This is a genomic window from Nitrosopumilaceae archaeon AB1(1) (assembly GCA_033471095.1).
In the GTDB taxonomy this organism is placed as follows: Archaea; Thermoproteota; Nitrososphaeria; order Nitrososphaerales; family Nitrosopumilaceae; genus Nitrosoabyssus; species Nitrosoabyssus spongiisocia.
Window position 1 is genome coordinate 1,018,623 of record CP136752.1, and the last position, 17,357, is coordinate 1,035,979.

At 32.3% G+C, this 17,357-nt stretch carries 23 protein-coding genes; 13 read left to right on the top strand and 10 right to left on the bottom strand.

The window, feature by feature from the left end; translation table 11 throughout:
- The first annotated feature begins 27 nt into the window (after positions 1 to 27).
- A complete protein-coding gene (locus R1F52_05990; GenBank protein ID WOV92658.1) occupies positions 28 to 990 on the top strand; it encodes an ABC transporter ATP-binding protein in 963 nt (320 codons plus the stop codon).
- A gap of 385 nt (positions 991 to 1,375) precedes the next feature.
- On the opposite strand, the gene R1F52_05995 is transcribed toward R1F52_05990, so the two are convergent.
- A complete protein-coding gene (locus R1F52_05995) occupies positions 1,376 to 1,528 on the bottom strand; it encodes a hypothetical protein (GenBank protein ID WOV92659.1) in 153 nt (50 codons plus the stop codon).
- Between the two features lie 21 nt (positions 1,529 to 1,549).
- Positions 1,550 to 2,320: an iron-containing alcohol dehydrogenase gene (locus R1F52_06000; GenBank protein WOV92660.1), complete on the bottom strand. Its 771-nt coding sequence runs from the start codon at positions 2,318 to 2,320 to the stop codon at positions 1,550 to 1,552.
- Positions 2,321 to 2,469: 149 nt separating this feature from the next.
- On the opposite strand from R1F52_06000, the gene R1F52_06005 reads away from it, so the two are divergent.
- Positions 2,470 to 2,802, top strand: a complete 333-nt coding sequence (locus tag R1F52_06005) for a hypothetical protein (GenBank protein ID WOV92661.1) — start codon at positions 2,470 to 2,472, stop codon at positions 2,800 to 2,802.
- A gap of 45 nt (positions 2,803 to 2,847) precedes the next feature.
- On the opposite strand, the gene R1F52_06010 is transcribed toward R1F52_06005, so the two are convergent.
- Positions 2,848 to 2,976 carry a hypothetical protein gene (locus R1F52_06010; protein ID WOV92662.1) on the bottom strand — a complete coding sequence of 43 codons (129 nt, stop codon included), beginning with the start codon at positions 2,974 to 2,976 and terminating at the stop codon, positions 2,848 to 2,850.
- 241 nt (positions 2,977 to 3,217) lie between these two features.
- Entirely contained in the window at positions 3,218 to 3,664 is a 447-nt protein-coding gene (locus R1F52_06015) for a hypothetical protein (GenBank protein WOV92663.1), read from the bottom strand.
- Positions 3,665 to 3,973: 309 nt separating this feature from the next.
- Between R1F52_06015 and R1F52_06020 the strand changes: the two genes are divergently transcribed.
- The 4 genes from R1F52_06020 to R1F52_06035 all read left to right on the top strand — a co-directional run bounded on the left by R1F52_06020 (position 3,974) and on the right by R1F52_06035 (position 7,817).
- Entirely contained in the window at positions 3,974 to 4,288 is a 315-nt protein-coding gene (locus R1F52_06020) for a hypothetical protein (protein ID WOV92664.1), read from the top strand.
- A gap of 232 nt (positions 4,289 to 4,520) precedes the next feature.
- Positions 4,521 to 5,516 carry an AAA family ATPase gene (locus R1F52_06025; GenBank protein ID WOV92665.1) on the top strand — a complete coding sequence of 332 codons (996 nt, stop codon included), beginning with the start codon at positions 4,521 to 4,523 and terminating at the stop codon, positions 5,514 to 5,516.
- Positions 5,517 to 5,593: 77 nt separating this feature from the next.
- Positions 5,594 to 6,064: a hypothetical protein gene (locus tag R1F52_06030; protein WOV92666.1), complete on the top strand. Its 471-nt coding sequence runs from the start codon at positions 5,594 to 5,596 to the stop codon at positions 6,062 to 6,064.
- A gap of 523 nt (positions 6,065 to 6,587) precedes the next feature.
- Positions 6,588 to 7,817, top strand: coding sequence for a DUF4147 domain-containing protein (locus tag R1F52_06035; protein WOV92667.1), 1,230 nt, complete (start codon positions 6,588 to 6,590; stop codon positions 7,815 to 7,817).
- On the opposite strand, the gene R1F52_06040 is transcribed toward R1F52_06035, so the two are convergent.
- Positions 7,809 to 8,192: a hypothetical protein gene (locus R1F52_06040; protein WOV92668.1), complete on the bottom strand. Its 384-nt coding sequence runs from the start codon at positions 8,190 to 8,192 to the stop codon at positions 7,809 to 7,811. The two genes, R1F52_06035 and R1F52_06040, sit on opposite strands and share 9 nt — an antisense overlap.
- A gap of 177 nt (positions 8,193 to 8,369) precedes the next feature.
- On the opposite strand from R1F52_06040, the gene R1F52_06045 reads away from it, so the two are divergent.
- Genes R1F52_06045 through R1F52_06055 form a run of 3 tightly spaced genes read left to right on the top strand, consistent with a single transcriptional unit; the run spans position 8,370 to position 10,034 of the window.
- Positions 8,370 to 9,191 carry a hypothetical protein gene (locus R1F52_06045; GenBank protein WOV92669.1) on the top strand — a complete coding sequence of 274 codons (822 nt, stop codon included), beginning with the start codon at positions 8,370 to 8,372 and terminating at the stop codon, positions 9,189 to 9,191.
- A 20-nt stretch (positions 9,192 to 9,211) separates the two neighbouring features.
- A complete protein-coding gene (locus R1F52_06050) occupies positions 9,212 to 9,655 on the top strand; it encodes a hypothetical protein (GenBank protein ID WOV92670.1) in 444 nt (147 codons plus the stop codon).
- Between the two features lie 58 nt (positions 9,656 to 9,713).
- Positions 9,714 to 10,034, top strand: a complete 321-nt coding sequence (locus R1F52_06055; GenBank protein ID WOV92671.1) for a hypothetical protein — start codon at positions 9,714 to 9,716, stop codon at positions 10,032 to 10,034.
- A 1-nt stretch (position 10,035) separates the two neighbouring features.
- Here the strand turns inward: R1F52_06055 and R1F52_06060 are convergent, their stop codons facing one another.
- Together R1F52_06060 and R1F52_06065 are read right to left on the bottom strand one after the other, a co-directional pair.
- Positions 10,036 to 10,338: a hypothetical protein gene (locus R1F52_06060; protein ID WOV92672.1), complete on the bottom strand. Its 303-nt coding sequence runs from the start codon at positions 10,336 to 10,338 to the stop codon at positions 10,036 to 10,038.
- Positions 10,339 to 10,461: 123 nt separating this feature from the next.
- Entirely contained in the window at positions 10,462 to 10,821 is a 360-nt protein-coding gene (locus R1F52_06065; GenBank protein WOV92673.1) for an SRPBCC family protein, read from the bottom strand.
- Positions 10,822 to 10,879: 58 nt separating this feature from the next.
- On the opposite strand from R1F52_06065, the gene R1F52_06070 reads away from it, so the two are divergent.
- The 3 genes from R1F52_06070 (at position 10,880) to R1F52_06080 (ending at position 13,054) form a co-directional block, all read left to right on the top strand.
- Entirely contained in the window at positions 10,880 to 12,151 is a 1,272-nt protein-coding gene (locus R1F52_06070; GenBank protein WOV92674.1) for a hypothetical protein, read from the top strand.
- A gap of 43 nt (positions 12,152 to 12,194) precedes the next feature.
- A complete protein-coding gene (locus tag R1F52_06075) occupies positions 12,195 to 12,590 on the top strand; it encodes a Mov34/MPN/PAD-1 family protein (GenBank protein WOV92675.1) in 396 nt (131 codons plus the stop codon).
- Positions 12,591 to 12,727: 137 nt separating this feature from the next.
- A complete protein-coding gene (locus R1F52_06080) occupies positions 12,728 to 13,054 on the top strand; it encodes a hypothetical protein (GenBank protein ID WOV92676.1) in 327 nt (108 codons plus the stop codon).
- Here R1F52_06080 and R1F52_06085 read toward each other — a convergent pair.
- The gene (locus tag R1F52_06085; protein WOV92677.1) at positions 13,029 to 14,384 is read right to left on the bottom strand and encodes an ABC transporter permease; all 1,356 of its coding nucleotides are present in this window, start codon (positions 14,382 to 14,384) and stop codon (positions 13,029 to 13,031) included. The genes R1F52_06080 and R1F52_06085 overlap by 26 nt on opposite strands.
- The gene (locus R1F52_06090) at positions 14,381 to 15,436 is read right to left on the bottom strand and encodes an ABC transporter permease (GenBank protein WOV92678.1); all 1,056 of its coding nucleotides are present in this window, start codon (positions 15,434 to 15,436) and stop codon (positions 14,381 to 14,383) included. Before R1F52_06090 ends, R1F52_06085 begins: the two co-directional genes overlap by 4 nt.
- 305 nt (positions 15,437 to 15,741) lie before the next feature.
- Here R1F52_06090 and R1F52_06095 point away from each other — a divergent pair, with 305 nt between their 5' ends.
- A complete protein-coding gene (locus tag R1F52_06095) occupies positions 15,742 to 17,052 on the top strand; it encodes a hypothetical protein (GenBank protein ID WOV92679.1) in 1,311 nt (436 codons plus the stop codon).
- Here the strand turns inward: R1F52_06095 and R1F52_06100 are convergent, their stop codons facing one another.
- On the bottom strand, positions 17,053 to 17,304 hold the full coding sequence (locus R1F52_06100; GenBank protein ID WOV92680.1) for a hypothetical protein: 252 nt from the start codon (positions 17,302 to 17,304) through the stop codon (positions 17,053 to 17,055).
- Between the last annotated feature and the right edge of the window lie 53 nt (positions 17,305 to 17,357).

Sequence of the window (17,357 nt, forward strand, 5' to 3'; positions counted from 1 at the left end):
TGAACGCAAATATATCGTGTAATCTTTATGAGCAAGTCTAGAATAAAAAACACATTCATGTCATTACTTGAGATTCAGAATTTATCTACATCTTACAATACAGACGGTACCGATGTTGATATTCTTGATGATATCAACTTGTCAATAAATTTTGGTGAATCACTAGGTATTGCAGGGGAGAGTGCGTGTGGAAAGAGTACACTTGGTCTGAGTATAATTCGCATGCTCACTGATGGTAAAATCACTTCAGGTGATATTTTGCTTGACGGAGTATCTATTCTGCAAAAAAGTGATTCAGAGTTTGATGATACATATCGTTGGAAAAAGATATCTATGATATTTCAGGGGGCGATAAATTCTCTAAATCCTGTATTTACCATAAAAAAACAAATGTATGAATTATTAAATACTCACAAATATCCTCACAACTTTGATGATGCTATTAGGGAGTCTCTAAAAAACGTAAATCTTGATGACTCTGTTTTAGATTCTTATCCTCATGAACTTAGCGGTGGTATGATTCAACGTGTGGTAATTGCTATGGCTATAATCTTAAAACCACAAATAATAATAGCAGACGAGCCGACAACCTCACTTGACGTATTAATTCAAGCACAAATTATCAATTTATTTAAAAAATTAAAGAGGCAGGGTGTGAGCATTATTCTAATTACTCATGATCTTGGAGTTCTCTCTGAGATATCTGAAAAAATCGCCATCATGTATGCTGGCCGTATAGTTGAATTTGGTCCATCTAGCATGATATATTCTGCTCCTCAGCATCCGTACACACAAGAACTGTTGGCATCTATACCAAAACTTGAAGGTCCAAAACCCCTATCAATTCCTGGAACCCCACCAAATCTTGCTGATATTGGGACTGGTTGTAGATTTGCCCCTAGGTGTAAACACGTCATGGAAAAATGTAATACAAATCCACCGAATTTCAAAGTTAAATCTAGTTATTCTTCTTGTTGGTTATCTGAATAATTTCCAACTATTGGTAGGTACGAATATACAAAACATAACACTTCTGTGCGTATAACTTTTTTTTATATAGGTGCTCAAATTCGATTCTCACCAATTGTAAATGATATTGTCTATACTTTTTCTCTCTATTCCCATACAAATTCTACCTTGCCAAGACTCTGGTTAAAGAGTGTCTTCAAATCACTTGCAATTGCAATATGACTAAATTGTTAACTAGTATTTTTTGCATCAAGTAATGACTCAAGGTAAATTCTTCTTTTGTGTGCCAAGTCTCCAATCTTTCTACTNGTGTGAACAAATTGGCTAATTTTGATGATCTAATCACATATGGGATGATATTCTGATTTATTCATTATGTAATAATTACTAGTGTTGTATTTTTAATCTAGAGGTCGCCAGAGTTTATTGCCTCTAGACACTTTACTATATCCTCTTTTGATATTGGGATTGGGTTTGGATTTAAATGCCCCTTGTCTGTCATTACTGTGTCAGCTGCCTCTGATATATTCGCCTTTAACTCTAGTTTATCGAATCCCATCTTCTCAACACATTCTTTGAATCAATCATAAAATATTGATTTATTGTGCTTGTGAGCAATTGTGGTGCATGATGATAATGCATAACCGTGTGGTATGCCCTCATTTGAGAATACATATGATAATGCGTGACCTAGTGTGGTAGAGCAGTTTCCAAATCCCATTCCTGATAACATAGATCCATACGGATAGTTTTCCAGTTTATCATTCATTATTGCATCATACAATACATCAAATGCTTGTTTGCATAGTGTACGTGTTAGCTCATTTCCACGTTTACTATCAAAACCTTCTGTTGCCTGTGCACATGCATCACACACTGAACTATTAATTATTTTTTGAGGTGTGCCATCCATAAAATAAGAATCTACAACTGTCATGTCTGCCAAGAATTTGCTATTTTGTAATAGTTTTTTCTTACCATCAAATTTCAATACACAGTATGTTGTCATCTCTGCTCCGGTACCGAATGTAGTTGGAATTAAAATTTTTGTAATATCTAATTCTGATGCAGCATACTTTACAACATCCATGGAACTACCGCCTCCAAGTCCAATCAACGCCGATGGTCTCTTTTCTTTACATAAATTCATAACTTTATTTGCATCATCAATGGATGGTTCTGGAACCACTTTGTCATAAATGCTGAAATCTTGAATTCCCATTCTTTTCAACCACTTGTCTGCCAAATCTGGCTGTGCAGTGGTGACTACTAGAGCATTTTTAGGATACTCTGTCTCTGATAGGGCATTTTTCCCAAATTTTATAATTTTTGGTGTCTGAATTGTGTGCATAATGATTACCCTTAGACAATCAATATAAAAATATTGAAATATGGCTCTGTGAAGTAATCAAGGGATTCATAATTATGTAATATATGGATTGATTTGCGTAATTTCGATTGAGGCAGAAACTTTAAATCATTACTGTGGAATCTATAATCGTGATACTTCATCCTGCTAGTTGTTTAATAGATACATGTGATCCAGTAGCAGAACACAATATGTGGTTAGGCTTTAAAAATTTGGAAATGTGGCGTGAATTACGTCATATTGAACATATAGTAAATCCAACATTAGATATGAGTAAAAAAGATTCTATTATGAACATGATTTCAAAAAATAGATATCAAATAACTCATTTTATTGAATTAATTAAAGACGATAAGGAAAAATGTACTGATCAGGATATTATTAAAGACTCAGATATTTTTCTAAAAAGTTTAGAGTCACTTGATATTGAATTTCAACGTGTTGAAAATTATCTTAGAATATAATTATTTTGAAATCCTATACAAACTTGCGTTCTGAATCAAAGTAACTCACTTGTTCTTTCCATCCACTTTAATCAACACTTGTTCTGCTGGTGTCTTGTTAATTGCTTGATGTTTTCTTATGTAATTATCATATACTTGAAATCCTTTAATCACAGGTGAATCAAAATTCTTCAAACCTCTAAATGTCTTTTCTCTGTCACGGATGGCTCAGTTAATTCTCTCCATTTTATTATTTCTATCCCTTTTTAGATGAATATATCTTAAATGATTTGTATTTTTCCCAAATACCCTTCTTGATGATTTCATATACGCTGGCAATCCATCTGTTACAAAATGCTCAGGACACTTACCAATAATTCTTTTAGTATCTAGTAATAATCTGTCTGCATCGTGCTGAAACTTGGTGTGAGTTAGATCACTTGCTACCCAAAATACCTAGAGTCATAATCAAGTGTAGCAAAGAGGTATTTTTGATCCCCTGCAATTTTAATCCAAATCTCATCCCTCTTATCATAGTTCTGCTTTTGGTTCTTGGAACAACACTATCCAGGTACACAGAAATTAATGTAGAATATTTTGCTACCCAGTCATATATTGCTCTATATGATGTATCAACATCCATCATTTCATAATATTTCGAAATCTGCCTAACAGACATACCTGAAAAATACATCTGCATGGCACCAGTAATTATTTTATCAGTATACTCCATTTTCCCAAATCCAAAATTAACAGTAAATTTTCTATTACATTCCAAACACTCGAATATTTGTACTTTGCCTGATTTATTCTTTCTAAATCCATCTTTCTTTATTTTTCCACTATCATAATATTTGCATAGTTTGAGATTAGAACGTTCCATTATATGAAAATCTGAATTTTTGGATTGCCACTAATATTTTTTGGAGCATATATACCAGAAGATGTGAAATAATAAATAGGAATATACTTAATTAAAAGTCATAATAAAATTACATATTGAATACATAAACAAAATCATAAAGATAACAATCTGTGATACAAAGAAAATTATTGTATTGTATATTTCTCAAGCATATTTTTATTAAATAAGATAAGATTTAGTGTGTGAAAATAAAGTCTGAATCTAAGATGGATCCAATCTATAAATCTTGTAACTATAGTTTGGTTAATATTTTTTATAATCGGTCTATTGGCATTTGATACCGAATTATTTGGATATGGTGAACCTATAATCACAATACCTGAAATACTTGCAAACTACTGGGACATAATATCGTGTATAATTTGGTTTGTGTTTGCTTTTGACGTGTATCTAAAATATAGAGAAAGTGAGAATTGGAAAATATTTTTGAGGAAGCATTGGTTTGATATTGTGTTACTGATACCATTTTTCAGATTATTTAGAATTCTTCAACTATTAAGATTATTAAAAACTCTGAAATTTATCAAAGTTGGTCTAGGATTTTTCAAAATGTATAGAAAATCTAAAAAGTTTAAAAAATGATGTATTTTCCAACATTATGGATTGATTTAGAAATAAGAACCACATACATAATTAAATTTAGAAAACCCTTCAATAACTTCAATAGTATGTCTTTTGATAGAATGTGACATAGCATAAAAGATTAATTGAAAATTTCAAAATTCATATAACTTTTTGATTTAGTACTATTCATTAATTGGTTGGCTATATTATCAAAACAAGACATAAATTTAAATCAAACTTCAATCCGATATTGACAAAAACAATTGTTTTATTTAATAATAAAGGCGGTGTTGGAAAAACAACATTTTTGTTTCATTTAGGATATGCCTTGGAAAGATTAGGCAAAAAAATTTTATTTGTTAACGCGGATCCTCAATGTAGTTTAACTTCTTACATTTGTACAAACGATGAAATTGAAAAATATTGGAATTCAAAATGCAGTTTGTACAATGTGATAGAACCATTAGTAAAGGGTTCAGGAGATATTAAAGAAGTAAGTCCATATATTGTAAAAGATAGAAACATACGTTTAATCGTGGGTGATGTATTGCTTAGTTCTTTTGAGCCGTTGTTATCTTCTACATGGGTTGAATCATTAGCTGGTGAAGAAAAAGGATTTAGAATCAGTTCGGCTATTTATAGAGCGTTTCAAAAAATTGCAAGTGACAATACATTAGATTATGTTTTAATAGATGTTGGACCCAATTTGGGTAGTTTAAATCGTTCTATATTACTATCTTGTGATTATTTTTTAATTCCAATAATACCAGATATGTTTTCATTACGTGGTTTGAGTAACATAGGTTCGACTTTTAGTAAATGGATTATAAATTGGGCAGATGCAAAAAAAAGATTTGAAAAGGATGTCGAAACATTACCTTTTGGTATACAAAGTGGAAGACCAGCATTTGCAGGTATAATAAATCAACAATTTAACATAAGTGGTGGTAAAATTACAAGATCTTTCAAATACTGGGCTGACGAAAGTAAACCAGTTATAGAAGAAAAAATTATCAATGTCTTTGAAAAATTAGGAGATGATATGTTGGTTGATCTCAACGGTGGTTCTTATCAATTAGGAGATTTCAAAAACTATCATGGTCTAGCCGCTGATTCTCAAAAATATAAAAAACCCATATCTGAACTTAAAGGAGTTGCTGGCGTAAATCCAGGAAATGCACATAGTTTCAAAACTAATGAAAGTGAATTCAGAAAAGTTGCTACCAGAATAATCGAAAAAACATAAAACTGAGATCAGATCCATATGATAATTTTGTAGTTTTTCTTTTAATAGTTTAAATTATCTTGAGTTAAAATATTGATATGGAAATTTTAGGAGGTATTATTACGTCTATAATGGGTCTTGTGGTTGCCTTAGTTGCATTATTAATTACGAATAGACAAATAACTCTACAGAAACTTGAATATAAAAAAAATTTAGCGCAATCATCTATTACACATTTTCACACTGTGTATAGTGAATATCTTTGTTTAGATTCATTCAAATATGATATGATGGAACTTATAATTGCTCAAGTCGAAGGAAAATATAAAGATAAAATATTTACAAAGGGGCAAGCACATGCTATCTTGAAAGATTTTGAAGGAATTTCATATTTATGGAAAACAAAAGTAGTATCTAATGAATTGATCAATTCATATTTTGGCTTGTACCTTACAATGATGAATAATCATCCTAAAATTGTTAACATGATTAATATGAAAATCGATGAAAAATATGTATTTCCAAATCTTATAGAATTATTGAAATTATATCCTAATCAAAAAAATTAATATTTAATAAATTCAAACTCACTATTGCGAAATTATCTATGTGATGTCGTATAAAATTCGCCTTAAATTCATTCAAATATGATCCCTTGATAGCTTCACAAAATCCATAACTGGATGATTTCACAAAGGGCGTTCAATTAGGAGGGTAGAATTTGGATCGTCATGACTGTTTTCCCCTTTGTAACACCTGAATTGAACATTAGTCTGAAAAGATCATGATTTTGAACAGTGTATGAAAGTATGTTTTATAGACATTTAACAAAATAGCTATTTAGACAGATCTTGCATATATAGGTCATCATTATAATGATGATAAAAGGCGATATATCATCATTATAATGATGATAAAAGGCGATATATCATCATTATACTGATGACCTATATAAAGAACATTTGATTTTGAAAAATGCGTGACATCAATAGATTATTCCCTAGATTATTTTTTTGAGACAGGCAACAATATCGTCTGATATCATATGACCACTCTGAATCTTCTCTTATAGCAGAATGATTATACAATATCATGAAACATCATCTCTCACACACAAATTCCAAGATTAATGACGCTATACAAATAATTCAAGCAGGCATGAGTGTTACTAATCTTGATGATATAATTAAAAAACATCTAAACACCTTTGATGAGTCTGATCCCATCTATATCGTTGCATATGGTAAAGCATCAGTAATCATGACTGAATCAGTTGGTAAACTTTTCAGTGTAAGGGGTGGTGTTGTAATATTACCATCAGGGTATAATCACAATCTGAATTCTTCTAAATATGATATATTGTATGCAGATCATCCAACTCCTAGTGAAAATAGTATATATGCTGCAAAACATGTTTTGAGTTTTCTAAAACAACGTTCACCTAACGATCTAGTGTTATTTTTAATATCTGGTGGGGGTTCTTCTTTACTGTGCCTTCCTTTTGGAACTAGTTTAAAAAATAAATCTACAATTATAAATAATTTATCAGATCTAGGTGCAAATATTCACGAATTAAATTGTGTACGAAAACATCTATCTGCAATCAAAGGTGGAAAAATGGTTGAAAATTTACGTGCAAAGCTGATATCTCTTGTTTTATCTGATGTGCAAAATAACGATCTCACTGTTATATCTTCGGGCTGTACGTATTTTGACTCTACCACATTTTCTGACGCCATATCTATACTACAAAAATATCATCTGCAAGATGACTATCCTGATATAACTCGACATTTTCTTGATGGGGCATCTGGACAAATTCCAGAGACTAGTAAATCTACTACCATACCGCACATCATACTATTATCTAATCAGGATTGTCTAGATGCCATGAATGCATGTGCCAAGAATTTAGGATATACTAGTAATATTCTGTCGATATATGATGATGTGGAGAATTGTGCATCATTCATACTAGACTCCTTTGATGAGTCTGAGAAATCCTGTCTCATATTTGGTGGCGAGCCTACGGTGCGCAAATCTGGTAATGGTCTAGGTGGGCGAAATCAGCAGTTGGTTTTGCATTTATTGCACCTTGTACAAAATAATCCTAAAAAACTGATCTTCGGCTCTGTGGGAACTGATGGTATTGATGGGAATACAAAATATGCCGGTGCACTTGTTGAGAATGTAAAAAATGATGACATTGCTACTTTTTTGAAAAATAATGACTCTAGTACATTTTTTGAAAAGTACGGTGGTTTGATCAAACTTGGCCCTACCAATACAAATTTGTTAGATATTGGAATTATTTTATATTAATTCTAATAATTTTGTAGCTGGGTTTTCTTGCTTTGTATACTTGTAAATTATATTTAATTTTCTCTGCTGAATTAATCCCGTGATGAACCCTAAACGTTTTTCAATAAATGTATCTACTTTACCTCCTCTGGTTATCTGCTGATGCATTATCTTTGAGTGAATTGCAATCTCTACATTCTCTGTGTCTTTTATTGCAAATACACCAATTCCCCAAAATATTCCAATGTGTAATGCAACATATTTTGATTGTAAATCTTCTAGTTGATTCAGATAAATGTCTGGATGAGCCCTATTCTGTTTCAAAACCTTGTTACTTGTGTCTATAATCCAGGCAATACCTTTGGCATTTCCATCAAACGATAATTTTTTATACAATGTGTAAAATATCTATAAAATTACTATTGAGTCTTTTTTTAAAATATTTTATACCAACTCTTCAAATTCTTATGTAAATTTGCTGAAATTATGATTTATTGGTATTGTGCCTAAATTATCATATTATTAGTAATAATTGTTATGTGGCTTTTATATGAAAATGAACAACAAGTCTCGTTGTTTAAGATTTTTGGATTTCTTTTGATATTTATCTGCTCTATATCCGTATATGGTTCTTATTCAAGTCTACTAGATGACGCATATGATTTTCATACAAATTCTCAATGGTATTTGGGGATGAATTTGAATGTTGGAGATACATACCACTATCGTATATGTGACTATACATTCGATGTACCTAATACCATTCCATATTGCTACGAACTTGTTTTAGATGTATTGGTACGATACGATGATGACTCCCTGTTAATTTTAGGTGATGTAGAGTCTGACTCAAATATTTCAAACAGTTTATTGTTTACTTTTTCTGAAACTGGTACATTTAAAACTCTTTTAATAAAAGACAGATTATATGGATTTTCTATACAAAACACTATACTATATCTAAATAATTTTGCAACTCCTTCCTCTCCTAAATCCCTTAACGTAGGTAACTCTTTTGGTACTGTAGATTCTCCATTCGGTGACGTTGATATTGTTGTTTCAAAACATATTCGAGGTAATCATATGACTGATGGTTATTATCAATTAGATTTAGATTTAGCAACACATTCTATGTTTTGGCTTGATCCCAATTTACCATTTCCAATATATGCCATTGCGTATAATCCACATGACATAAACACTGAATACCCACTGTATGAATATACACTTTTGAACCATTCTAGCCTTTCTTCTAATTACACAATTAATTATTTAGATGACTCAAATTATCATGATACTATTCTGAATTCTATAACTCAAGAGTCTGTACACTCAATTCCTTCACAGATTCCATCAAATGATGCCTATTTGCAAGGTTATACTACTAAATTTTAGGTGTATTGGTGATTTATCTAATGCCTCTTTCTGATTCAAAAAAATCTTTATCATGTGAAATTGATTCTGTTGATTTACACAAGTGTAAGACTATAGAGTATCATGGAGAGCAGGTGTGTCGTCTTTGTGGTAAGGTACAAGGTAGTGTAATTGTTCATGATCCAGCACTCATTGAAGAATCAACATCTGGTTTTCATACATTGAAAATGAATAATACTGATCTTAAATCCATACTCAAAAATCCTTATTCAGCTAAAATATTTGAACGTCAAACACGTTCTCCTATGTTTAGTTTATACGTTCCATTTGAATTGACATGTCATAAACTCCAATTACCAAAATTTCTCATAGTAGAAGCTATATCTACATATACAAAGATTTTATCTCATTTAAAAAATTTTAAATCCAAAAATGATCCAAAACGTGTTCCTGCCTACCAAATCAGCTATGTTTTGCATATATAAAACCTGTAAAAATTATTCTGTTGCAATAACTTTGGATTCTATATTTGAAAAGACGGTCATGACATATTCTCGTAAACCAAATCAAAACCCAAAACAGATTTTTAATAAAATCTCAAAAATAGTTTCTACCATGGATTTGATGAAATTGTTCCTTCCAAAATCTAAAACTATTCATTGTCTGTACTACTTTAACATCTACATGATAACAACTAGTACTCTATTACATGAAGACAAAGTGAATGTTCAAAAATTCAAACGTGCCGCCTATAATTATTTGATAAAGATTGCTGAATCTTCTCCCTCTAATAGCCCTCACAGTATTGCTAAAATCTCCATAAATCATACTTTTGACACATTTAACATTCGATGTAAAATATGAATTATTTTGGACCGACCATGTCTGCTGATTTTACATCCTGATCCCATCTACCTCGTATACCTTTGATTAAAGAGATTACCCCGAGCGTAATTATTATACTTACTAGAATAAAAAATCCAATTTTGTAATTCAGTATATCGGAGCACTCTATTTTTATTGGTGTATCTGTAGAATAATCAAAACAATCACCAAACGCCTGCTCTTGTATTGTGGCACTTGAATAATACCCACCGAATATTCCAAATATTATAAATCCTGCAAATATCAGACCAATTCCAAGCATTGTAAATCTTGTATCGCTCATAAATTACTCATCACGACTGTATAATTAAATTTTGTCCCATGACTCATAATAGATTTACTCATATATTATACATCATTAAAATAATGATGTAATGTTTTTAAGCGAATCTGAATAAAATGATCTCTATTTCTTTTTAAATTCCTCAAATTTTTCATCTGACATATTACTACTTCCAAAATATGATTCCCATCTCAAAACACTCCCAACACTCATAGTTGCATGATACCAATCAACAGGCAATCCTTCTAGTGCAATATATGATAAATATTCTCTGCTCCTCCAACCAACAATTCGTTCAACTATTATGTCATCTCCAAGTGTAATCTTTCTTGTACCGCCCAATTTTTTTGCCATAGACGTAATTGTGGTCTTCTTTACCCCAACTGCCCATTTTGGCATACTATCAATCTGTGATATGACCTCCCATGCCTTTTGTGAGTCTCTACAATTTCTCGATACCCTTACCATTCCTGTATGTTGCATAATTCCCCTAGTCACCTCTTCCTAATACATTTAATCTCATATCTTATGTAGTGTATCAATGGTATTTGGTTGGGGTAAAACACATGAACCGACTCAGGAATCTCGAACGATTCATCTTGATGACATACTGAAAATAATACATGATATTCAATCTACACAAGATAAAATATCACTTAATCTTACAAAATCTGCGTTAAATATAATTAAAAAAAACTTGAAAATTGTAAAAGATCTTGGAGAATCTCTTGACAAAGCAAATTTTGATGAAGACGACTCTGATCATCATCTTCATACGCTTATCACACGTGGAAAAAAACAAGTTGTTGAAACTATACAACGTGATACCACCATAAAATTACCTGATATAAACAACTTTGATGATATAGTTGCACTAGATAAAATAATCTCAACAACCATGAAACATCTTGGCTATGTACTAGGACGGCAAACTAGAATCATTCATATCTTTGCAAAGAAACATGCTACTAAATTAAAAATTACATTATCTGAAATAACTAAATCCGGTTCAGATATTGCCAATGTAATCTCTACGCACAATAATTTACACCTTACAATAGATCACATAAAAGAATCTCTAACTAGCATAAATGAAATGTCACAAGAATTATCTAATATTCTATCTAAAATGGATGCTGCCAATAAAAGTACTTTAAACTTTGTTGATAACATACAATCTACAAAAGAAAAAATTTCACAGATTAAAGAAACCTCTCAGTATGCTGATTACACCAATGCGCAAAAACAACTAGTGGATATCAACACTGTTCGAAATCGTTTAAAAGGTGAGATTAATTCACAATTTACCAAAATCTCACGCCCACTTGCTAAATTTACTGCTGATTCTATATTCGATGATGTACAAAAACGTATGTATGTTAAACTGGTCGATGATCCTATTCAGATCTTAATTCCAAAAAATACCGACTCTATCATAATATTACTTCAAACAGTACGCAAGGGTGTAGAGTCTGGTTCTGTATCTGTAAAGGATGTGTCGAAATCTCTTACTCAAATCGATGCGACCACTGAAATGTTGGCATCATTCTCTTCCAAAGTATTGAGTGTAAATACTGAAATTGAAAAAATCACCAATCTTGTAAATGGATCCTGTCCTGCGGATTTGACCCCTACCATATCTGATTTGAAATCCTTGGAACTTAACTATCGACATCTCCAAGATCGAACTGTCACCATGACACAAGAGCAACATGATTTACAAGAACAGTATGAGAGAACTTTTAAAGGTATTGGCACATCTTTGAATAAGATATCTCCGATTAATTATACTTTGGAGCGTTCTTCAAAGTAGGATTTTGAAAAGATATATAATTAATTACACACACCTTGGTTTATTGTTTGGAAAATCGAAATATCAACGTACAGTCATACTAACTCTTACAACCCGTGATAGTATTCTCTCTTTTTGTAAAATGAATCATCCAAATGAAGGAGTATTGATCCTTCGAGGTAAATCAAAAAAAGGCGCCATAAACATTGATGGTCTAGTAATCCCACCCTTTTCCCATTCTGGACCTACCTTTGCAGGTTTTCCACACTCTTTTCTTCCATTTGATTTGAGCTATGTGGGAATGGTTCACTCTCATCCAAGTGGTTCGGCCAAACCCTCACTCACGGATTTGAATAACTTTTTTGGTCTTGTCTCATTAATCGTCCAATTTCCATATGAAAATGATGATATCTTTGCTTGGGACAGTGAGGGTAAATCGATACCACTATCAGTATTGTAATTTCCTGCTTTACATCATAGCCTGAATGGCATCTGCCCTAATGTTGTTTATCATTTCAAGTTGTAATACTCATTTAGTTAAAATACTGTGGTTATATTTTTGAAAACTTTATATGGATTTTAACTAAATGAGTATTGATGATAAATTATAAATCATATCTAATTTTTCTATTTGCGTCTTTGGCAATTAGCATCGGTCTGCAAATAATTCTTCCATTTCCATATGGACTTGGAGCTGCTCTTGCAATCTTTATAGTATTTCCACTCTTGTTAAGACGTCAGTATATGAGTAGACTTCGTGGTGGAAGTAGTTATAGTACTAATACTAATAGTGATGGATTTTTTGGATTTAACCCACGTGGATCTAGTAGTGGTATTCAATACTCTTGTCTTGTATGTCACAACAGATTCAAAGGCAGTTCCTGTCCACGATGTGGTTCTAAAATGAAACGCGCAGACTTTTAGTCTCTCTTTTTGGATTTAAAATTTTATCCATTGCGTTTCCAATAAACACAAATGCCAACCCTGTGATTGCAATCATGACCCCTGGTGGCACAATCCACCACCACATTCCTCTAATTGCAGCTCCGTAAATATTTGCATCATGCAGTATGTTGCCCCATGTGGGAAATGTTGGATCTCCTAATCCTAAAAAGCTGAGTCCTGCCTCTGTTGTTATTGCAGCTGGTACAGATATTGCAATACTTGCAAATGCGTATGGTAATAGTTGTGGAACTATGTGCTTGAAAATAATTTTAAAATCTCGCTGTCCCATATTTTTAGATGCGAGTACAAATCCTCTGTTTCTAACTTGTAATGTGATGCTTCTAGACACTTTGGCCACCCCAACCCATCCGAATATGAGTAAAAATATCATTATTAGAAATATGCTGCTACTAATTGTAACTGCTAGTATTATGAGAAACGGTAATACAGGTAATGCGTAAATTACATCATTAAATCTCATCATAACTTCATCTGTTCGACCCTTTTTGTAGCCTGCATAAATTCCATAAAATAATCCTAAAACTACCGAGCCTACTGCTACCGTAATCCCAATTAGCAGCGCAAGCGGTGTTCCCCAAAGTAATCCTATGGCCAAATCTCTGCGTAATTCATCGGTTCCCATCACTCCATACACTTTGCCTCCAATTATTAGTCTAGATTCAACAAATTCAAAAGACGAATCTTGTACACCATACATATTTGTTGTAAATATAAAATTTCCTTGAATGGTTTTGCCATCTTTTAAAAATATATCTTGTATTGTAACTTCTTTAGAATTCCTATTCATTGATTGTAGTTGAATATTTTTACGCAATGATTCATCAGTTGAAAATATTCTATTAGTATATGTGGAATTTATTCCGTATGGTAGTGATACTGATTTTAACAATGTAGTTACACCGTCTGGCCCTTGTATAGTTAGTTGTAGTATTGGAGCACCAGAGTACTGTATGGTATATTCGTAGATGAAATCACTCAACGGTGCATCATATTTGTAGTCTAGCAGAAACCTCTCTGATGATATCTTTATGTTCTCAGAATTACTACTCTTCACCTCTACTGCTCTTAAAATTTGATGTTCGGGAATTTTTTCTGTAATAAACCAGTTTATCCATGCTGGCACCGCAGCTTTGGGCAGATTTATCCAATACTCAACATTGTTCCACTGCCTTGTTGTTTCATCTGGAATGTATGCAAAGACAAAGATTGATAGTCCAACTAGTATGGATAACATTACAAAACCGACAAAACCAGTCTTTGATTTAATCATCTGACTCCAGATATTCATTCCTCTACTCCTGTCTTTATTCTCGGATCAAAGTATCCATACAACAAGTCTGTAATCAGTATGCTCACAAGGAACAACGCTGTCAAAACATACGTTGTAGCAACTATTATTGGCAAATCTAGCACTGTTATTGCATCAAAGTATAGCCGTCCCATTCCTGGCCAATCAAACACTGCCTCTGTAATTATAGAGCCTCCTAGTGAACCGGAAAGACTTAGGGCAAGAATGGTAATTATTGGAGGAGCAGCATTTCTTAGTGCATGTTTGTAAATAATGTCCCTCTTTTTTATCCCAATTATCTTCTTTGAGAGTATATAGTCCTCTTGCATTATTCCTACCATGAAATTTCTAACCAAATACGCCCATGCTCCAAATCCTATGAGTACAATAGTAATTACTGGAAGTGTGATATGATATAATAAATTAAAAATGTAATATGGGTCATCTACAGGTACTGTTGGTGTTGCACGTGATGGGAATATTTGATATACAAAAGAAAATACAAAAATTAATAATATTCCTACCCACCATACTGGAAAACTAGTGCTGATTACTGCAAATGTAGATGTGATTTTATCTATCATAGAATTAGTTTTGTTTGCAGCGTATGCGCCAAGAAATATTCCTATTATTCCAATTATTATTGTAGCTGTGGTAAATAATAATATAGTTCGAGGTAACTTTTCAATTATTATGTCAAGCACTTTTGATGATCCACTATCGCTAGTTAGAAACATGGATCTTCCAAAATCTAGTATTAGAATTTTATACATAGATTCTCCTAAGCGTTGTGGAGAGTACCATGGATTATCCAATCCTAAAGTTTTTATTCGTTGTTGTATGTTGTCATTGATCAATTCATCTAATTCATCAGATGACATTGACGAACTGGTAACCGATGCTACAACTTCTGTTCTGACATTTGTTGCTATGCCCTGCTTTAGTATTATATCCATACTAGAGCCAACTAGCGATACTGTGATGAATATGGTAATTATTAGTATGATGAATATTGTTACCATACGCTTCACAATATAGCGCTTAAATCCCATGATTCTGCTACTTGAATCTGTTTATATAGATTAATTTGTTATTCCATATGTCTAGATTTTTTTCAATTCGAGCATATCTACACATTTGAATACAAAAAATTAAAAACTTGTATGATGTTGTATACTTATGATATGCTCTGCATGTGAAGAACATCGCCACTATGAGTGCTTGGACTGTAAGAATCAACACTCTACATATTTGTGCGACTGTAATTGCCATACAAAGGATACAACCCCCCACTAGAATCGTCTACTATATCTATGTTAGTAAGAGTATTTAAAATCCATATCTTTTCAGTTGTATAATGAGATCATCCATAGAGGCACACCCACTTCGTCCTAAAATTATATCTCTTTTACAAAATTGTAACATTGAGGAATCGTGCTTTGTAGACATGTTAGATTATACCATAAAATTATTCAATGACAATGATATGGGTGTAGATTATTATGGATATCATAATATTGATCATGAATTAGAAGTGACATACGTTACACTTTTAGCAATGTTGAAAAAATATCAAGAAGGAAAAGTTACAAAACATGAATTAAAACACTTGTATGTATCTGCACTTTTACATGATTTTGATCCTAGTAAAAATATAGACAAACCACACGAATACGCTGTTTTACAATTCGTGTCTACTGATGATACAATGATTAAATATCTTGATCAGGGTTCAATTGATGTTAATGTAATTAGTATATTGATTTTACGTACAACATATCCGTGGAGTGGAAAAAATAAAGTTGATGCCCTGTCATTAATAGAAGGTTTTTTTAAAAAATCAAATATAACTAATGCAGAACAAAAAAAACATGTTTTACTATTGGGAAATATGTTATCTTTGACAGATCGAATAAGCACGTATGCCATGAGTGATTTTAACCACTCTATGAGGCGTGCAAAGATGAACACACATTCTCTTGGATGGAATTTAATGTGGACCGTGCGTAGATTTGTCTCTTATTTTGAGACTCTTTTAGACGAACGACTATCTCAAGAGATTTTAAAATCTCTTCCAAAGCCTATGCGTAGGAATTTTATGGGCACGGTACAGTCATTCATATCACTTCGGCGTAAAGAGATTGCAATACAGGCAGATCATATCTATGAGAGTCTAAAGATGCAACCTGTCATTGAGCAGATGAATACACGTACTGATGATGATTTTATAACTACTTTGAAATCTCTTTATGACGAACTTCCACTACCATTACAATTTGACAAGGAAAACTTTGAAAATTCTGTACGTAATGATAATTTCATAATTAATACATTTAGAGTTGGCGGACCCAAGGGAGAGGTTGTTGGATTTGCCAAGGGTGGTCCACTTGAAGAGTATAAATTCAAACAGGAACTCAATGATGTCAATAATGGATTAAGAAATACAATATTTCTTGAACCAATAATAATGGGCAAAGGGTATTGGGGATTTCGTGGAACTGCCATGAGAAATATGTTTATTTTGCAGGCAAGCTCTAAAGAATATGTTTTTCTTACTAGTTTTGGATTGAGAAGTGATATTGAAAAGAAAGAAGTAGGTTATGAGGCTGCAGAATTTGTAACAAAATTTGATCCAGAACGATGGGATTACTATAGAATAACTCTGTGATTAATAATTCCATTTATCGTCTATACCATTCCAAAGTTTTCTAAATTCCTTTGGTGATTTGCCAATCTCTCCTTGAATTCTATTCTCTAATGAGAAAAAAAAGTTTTCCAACGCATCTGCTCCACCATCTTGATAAATCTCATTGCCAATCTCTGTTATTCTCTTCTTTTTCTCCTCTAAATCTTGCGGTTTTGATTCTGCAAGACATGGTGTAATTAAATCAATTAATTCTTCTTCCAACATGAAATCCATGCATTGATTTGTATAGTGATTTAATTATATCTTGTGTGAAAATATGTCATGTG